1 protein-coding gene is annotated in these 2,390 nt (G+C 32.8%); it reads right to left on the bottom strand.

Annotated elements, in window-relative coordinates; translation table 11 throughout:
* Nucleotides 1-43: 43 nt before the first annotated feature.
* Nucleotides 44-1,741, bottom strand: coding sequence for a helix-turn-helix domain-containing protein (locus tag DN408_RS31040; RefSeq protein WP_002191654.1), 1,698 nt, complete (start codon nucleotides 1,739-1,741; stop codon nucleotides 44-46).
* Between the last annotated feature and the right edge of the window lie 649 nt (nucleotides 1,742-2,390).

Genomic DNA, 2,390 nt, shown 5'->3' with positions numbered 1-2,390 from the left:
CTATAAGGGGATCATATCATCAAAGTGGTTTCCTCTTTTTTGCTTACATAGACTCGATTATCATTTGTCTTTCATACCATTTTGTTAACTTATCATTAACACTGTTTGAAATCCGTTTCATTTTCTTATTACAGAATCTCGATAGTGTAGCAGGGGATAAGCCTAACTCATCTGCTATTTCGCGCATTGTTCTATTTTGATGCATATGTTGGTGCATAATTTTCTCTCTAATTAGCTCCTCAGTACTTACTGTACTATGAGCTATCGTATTTATAATCACATTATTTTCTTGCTTATCCGGAGTATCAATTACCTTTTTCTTTGCCAAACTCCCGATATTATCCATTAACTCTTTTGGTGGTAAAATGATGATTCCTAATTTTGAGTAATAATTCTTAAACCAGTTCCGTTCTCCAATTCTTGATTCATCAATTTCCTCAGCGTACTCCCAATGTGAAATAACTTTTTCTTTTTCTAAATCTATTAATACATTTTCTAATTGCTCACGAATACGGTGGGGGCGTCCCTTAGCTATATTAATCCCCATAACAGACAATAGTCCTTTTTCTCCATCAATTGAATATGGTCTTTTTAAATTACTGTACTGTTGTCGAATTCTCCATTGCCAAGATAAATAGCGAATTAGTCGCTTGTGGAATTTGTGTCGATAACTATTATACTCCAATGCTTTTTTAGATAATAACGCTGTTGTGCTACTAGATCCGTATAAATACATCGACAAAAAGCTACCTGGCTTTATTCTACAAGATTCAATACCTACGTAATCATTGGTATTTTTATCTCTCCAAAGAACTACAGAATCTAAAACGAAAAGTCTTTTAATTATTTCACGTTTCATTTCAAATTGCTCACCAGTTTCTGCACGATCATTTAAAACCACGACTTCATTATCGTCATTTAAATAAATAAAGATACTCGCCAAAGCAGCTATACGTTGTGCAATTTTAATTTTATCTTCTGCACGATAATACTCTATACCATTTGCTGATGCTTTTGGAATATTACACATATCTAGTACATTTTCATAGCTGAAATCAATAAAATCATCTGGAGATTTCGCTTGATTCAACCACTGTATTGTAATTGTATCTAAACAGTCTGCGGTAAGATCATCCATGTTACTAATAACACCATCGACTAGTATTGACCATCTTTCTGCTTCATTGGTGTTTACTAGCCTTAAATCTTCATCCTTGTGTGATGATAGCTGAGCAACTCCGCTTGTATTTTTAGTTTCTAATGGTAAAACAGATACTGCTCCTACTTCATCTTCTTCAAAGTGATTCTTGGCTATACCATCTCGTAGTTGATAATATACCGCATCATTACTTACAGGATAGTAATCCTCTTGTAGATCAATTGAATGCTCTTTTAACTTTTCATCGGTTGTATTAGATATTATAGACGTTTCAACTTCTTCAGACGTACCTCCAAATTCTTGCTCTATTATTTTATCGAGTACATTTCGAATCTCAATTTTATATTTATCTAGATTTGCGTATATATGCAATAATGAAATCCCTTGTTCTTGTTTCTGGCCTAACCAAGAGACAAGAGCTGAAAATGAAGGGGATATATTAGCTGAAGTTACTACTTTGTCATGATTTCCCTGTACTTCCTCATAATATCTATTCCACTTTTCCCATAGCTGCGTGTTCTTTTCATACATTGGTGCAGCAAGTAAAAGGGCATCGCTAAACAACACTAATACTTTCTCCATATTCAAAAACCTCCTTACTAAGTTCCCACCAATTAGAATTATAAATTATAGAACTTGAGACGTTATAGCTACATGGTGGCAACATAGCATATAAATTGAAACGTTATCAGAATAATCTATATCGAGAAATGATTTATCGAACAGTATTTGTCCTATCAAGTAAACATTCTTGTACTTGTATTATATAAGACTGTACTTATTTGTAAAATTACTACTTTACACTACAATCTCCATGCGGGAAACCCATTCGGTATTAAATAGTGTAAATCATACTTTTAAAGTGTAACGTAATTGTCCCTTTTCTTACAAATGAAATAAAACATTATAGCGTTATGATAACAATTACTTTCTTACCAAGAAACATCGATGATTTGCTGGTTTCATCTAAAAAATTATTTGTATCATTCTATACAATGATACAAATACCCTTACTTTTATGAAACGTCATAGCTACATTGTGGCAAGTACTCCTTAGAACTTGAAACGTTTTAGCTTTATAGTGGCAAGTATATTCGAAACAAAAAATACCGATAAACTGTTGATTTCCACTTCACAAGCATTAACGTTATTTCATACTTCGACACAGATACCTCTACTTTTATGAAACATTATAGCTGCATTGTGGCAGTTACTATTGAAAACTTGAAAC

It is taken from the genome of Bacillus sp. AR13-1 (genome assembly GCF_008042285.1).
Taxonomy (GTDB): domain Bacteria; phylum Bacillota; class Bacilli; order Bacillales; family Bacillaceae_G; genus Bacillus_A; species Bacillus_A mycoides.
Note: the sequence above shows the minus strand (reverse complement) of the source record. Positions and strands in the feature narration are given on the sequence as shown.

Bases quoted from the DNA above. Each gene is read 5' to 3' on its own strand.
- DN408_RS31040 (WP_002191654.1), bottom strand. From the start codon at position 1,741: ATGGAGAAAGTATTAGTGTTGTTTAGCGATGCCCTTTTACTTGCTGCA.